This is a genomic window from Pseudoalteromonas sp. NBT06-2 (assembly GCF_002276045.1).
GTDB lineage: Bacteria > Pseudomonadota > Gammaproteobacteria > Enterobacterales > Alteromonadaceae > Pseudoalteromonas.
In genome coordinates, this window is sequence record NZ_NQMR01000228.1 from 1 (window position 1) to 3,774 (window position 3,774).

Annotated in this window: 2 protein-coding genes; both read right to left on the reverse strand. The window is 35.3% G+C overall.

Annotated features, from left to right (window positions below; all coding sequences use genetic code 11):
• Positions 1-95 precede the first annotated feature (95 nt).
• On the reverse strand, positions 96-1,838 hold the full coding sequence (argS, locus tag CJF42_RS24425) for an arginine--tRNA ligase (protein ID WP_095369131.1): 1,743 nt from the start codon (positions 1,836-1,838) through the stop codon (positions 96-98).
• A 227-nt stretch (positions 1,839-2,065) separates the two neighbouring features.
• Positions 2,066-3,649 (reverse strand): peptide chain release factor 3, encoded by a 1,584-nt coding sequence (gene prfC / locus CJF42_RS24430; protein ID WP_095369132.1) that lies wholly within the window; start codon positions 3,647-3,649, stop codon positions 2,066-2,068.
• Between the last annotated feature and the right edge of the window lie 125 nt (positions 3,650-3,774).

Below are 3,774 nucleotides of genomic sequence, written 5' to 3' on the forward strand. Positions count from 1 at the left end.
CGGGCAAACAAAAAAGCTTCCAATCATTCGATTGAAAGCTTTTTAAATAATAAGATTCATATTTTTCTAACTATGTATCACACAAAATAGAAAAATTACATTTGCTCCATTACTTCGATACCTAATAGGTCTAATCCTTTAGCCAGTGTTTTAGCAACTAAATTACACAAAACTAAACGACTTTCTTTAATTTCAGTTTCAACACCTTCTTTAAGAACAGGGCATGCTTCATAGAATGTCATATAAAGGCTAGATAGTTCATATAAATAAGTACATAAAACATGTGGTGTTGCATCGTTGATCATTTGATCTAATACTTCTTCTAACTGAAGTAGTTTAAGCGCTAATGTTTTTTCTTGAGGTTCATTAATAATGATATCAGCATTAAACGTTGCTGTATCAACACCTGCTTTGCGAAAAATACTGCGCACACGTGTATAAGCGTATTGTAAATAAGGTGCTGTTGCACCTTCAAAACTCAAAATATTATCCCAATTAAAGATGTAATCGCTAGTACGGTTTTTAGATAAATCAGCGTATTTAACAGCGCCAATACCTACTTTACGAGCTACTTCATTACGTTCTTTGTCTGACATATCAGATTCACGTTCAGCTAATTTATCTGTTGCTCTAGAAATAGCTTCATCAAGTAAATCAGCTAATTTAATTGTATCACCTGAACGAGTTTTAAATGGTTTTCCATCATCACCCATAATAGTTCCAAATGGGCAGAATTCGTAACTTGTTTCTTCACGCAGTAAACCAGCTTTACGCGCTGTTAATTCAACTTGATTAAAATGTAAGCTTTGGCGGGCATCTACAAAAATTAAAATACGATCAACCTTTAATTTATTTGAGCGATAATCACATGCCGCTAAATCAGTTGTTGCATATAAAAAACCACCACCTGATTTTTGCACGATGAAGACTGATGGCTCACCATCTTTATTTGCCAACTCATCGAGGAATACAACTTGTGCACCTTGCGACTCTTGCGCAATATTTTTATCTTTTAACAGTGTAATAATATTATTTAATTCACCATTATAAGCACTTTCAGCCATAATATGTTCAGGCTTAAGGGTTACGTTTAGTTTTTTATAAACCTCTACAGAATGTTTTACTGAAGTATCAATAAACAACTTCCATAACTTGTTACAATGCGCATCACCAGCTTGCAATTTAACAACATAATCACGGGCACGGTCGGCAAAACCATCTTCATCATCAAAACGGGTTTTTGAATCACGATAAAATGTTTCTAAATCAGCTAATGCAACTTTTTCTAGGTCAACACCTTTATTTAATTGATCTTCAAGGTGAGCTATCAACATACCAAATTGTGTGCCCCAATCACCCATGTGATTTTGACGAACAACTTTATCACCTCTAAATTCAAGTGCACGTACAACAGCATCACCTATCACTGCAGAACGTATATGACCAACATGCATTTCTTTGGCTAAATTAGGAGAAGAATAATCAACTAAAACTTTTTGTTCGACTTTATGCTCTGCAACACCTAGTTTTTCATCAGAATTAGCTGCAACTAATTTTTCAGATAAAAACTCAGGCTTTAAATGAATATTGATAAAACCAGGTCCTGCAATTTCTGTCTTTTCAGCAATATCATCTACTGATAAGTTATCAATAATTTTCTGTGCTAGTTCTCTTGGATTTATTTTTAATTTTTTTGCCGCTCCCATCGCACCATTAATTTGGTAATCACCAAATTGTGGGCGTGTGCTTTGTGTAACTGCAGGGTTTGAGCCTTCAGGCAAGCCAGCAGCATCCATTGCTACTAGCGCTCTTTCTACCAATAATTGACGAATATTCATTTTTTATCTCTTTAAATTCTTTCCAATGTTATTTCACTTTATTGAAATAATAACAGGGTTAGGTTTCGAAAAATAAATTAAAGCCGAGCCCTAAAATAATACGATTGACATTTCATAATTGATTAGAGCAAAGCTCTCTGAGTATTTTTCGATGGGAGTTTAATCCACTAAATGAGTGTTGAAAAACATGATGCCAATCCAGCCATTATCAATTATGAAGCAAAAAATTAGTGTTCACGTGTCTGATGAAATTCTATATCAGGATAACGCTCTCTAGACAGGTTTAAATTCACCATGCTAGGTGCAACATAAGACAAATTTCCACCACCATCTAGTGATAAATTCACTTCACATTTACGCGTAAACTCATCAAGTTTTTTCTCATCATCACAAGTAACCCAACGCGCTGTTGCGACATTTACGCTCTCATAAATTGCATCAACGTTATATTCAGATTTTAAACGTGCGACAACCACATCAAACTGTAGTACACCAACCGCGCCAACAACTAAGTCATTACTAATCAATGGTCTAAATACTTGAACAGCTCCTTCTTCTGATAACTGGATCAGGCCTTTAAGTAACTGCTTTTGCTTTAATGGATCTTTTAAACGAATACGGCGAAATAATTCAGGTGCGAAGTTAGGTATACCACTGAATTTTAACTTTTCACCTTGGGTGAAAGTATCACCTATTTGAATAGTACCATGATTATGTAAACCTATGATATCACCTGCAAAAGCTTCATCAGCACGTGTTCTATCACCAGCCATAAAAGTTACCGCATCAGAAATACTTACTTTTTTACCTAAACGTACATGATCCATTTTCATACCTTGGCTATATTTACCAGATACGATTCGCATGAATGCGATACGGTCACGATGCTTAGGATCCATATTTGCTTGAATTTTAAATACAAAGCCTGAGAATTTTTCTTCCGTTGCTTCTACTTCACGATCCGCTGTTTGACGAGATAATGGTTCAGGCGCCCATTTAGTTAAACCATCTAACATATGATCAACACCAAAGTTACCTAGTGCTGTACCAAAGTAAACAGGTGATAATTCTCCTTTAAGAAATAATTCATGATCAAATTCATGTGATGCACCAATTACCAACTCTAATTCTTCTCTTATGTTTTCAGCTAAATCTTCACCAATTTCTGCTTCTAATTCAGGATTATCTAACCCCTTAATAATACGAACTTCTTGAATTGTATGACCTTGACCTGTTTGATACAAAATCGTTTCATCACGATGGATATGATAAATACCTTTAAACTCTTTACCACAACCAATTGGCCAAGTAATTGGAGCACAAGCTATTTTAAGCTCGTGCTCAACTTCATCTAATACTTCCATAGGATCACGTGTTTCACGGTCACATTTATTCATGAAAGTAACAATTGGTGTTGTACGTAAACGCGTTACTTCCATTAACTTACGAGTACGATCTTCTACTCCTTTGGCCGCATCAATAACCATTAAACACGAATCAACAGCGGTTAAAGTTCGATAAGTATCTTCCGAAAAATCTTCATGACCTGGCGTATCAAGTAAATTCACCAAACGATCATTGTAAGGAAATTGCATAACAGAAGTAGTAACAGAGATACCACGTTCTTTTTCCATTTCCATCCAATCAGACTTTGCATGCTGATTAGAGCCACGCCCTTTTACAGTACCCGCTTTTTGTAATGCGTTACCGAACAAAAGTACTTTTTCGGTAATTGTTGTTTTACCTGCATCTGGATGCGAAATAATCGCGAAGGTGCGTCTTTTCAACACCTCAGTTGAAACACTGGACATTTAAACCGCCAATTTCAGAATTAATAGAATAAAAAAAATGGCCTGAATTATAGCAAAAATAATTAACTTTTTGCAGCGGAAATAGATAATTATCTAAAAATATAGTAACACCTCAATAACCCGTG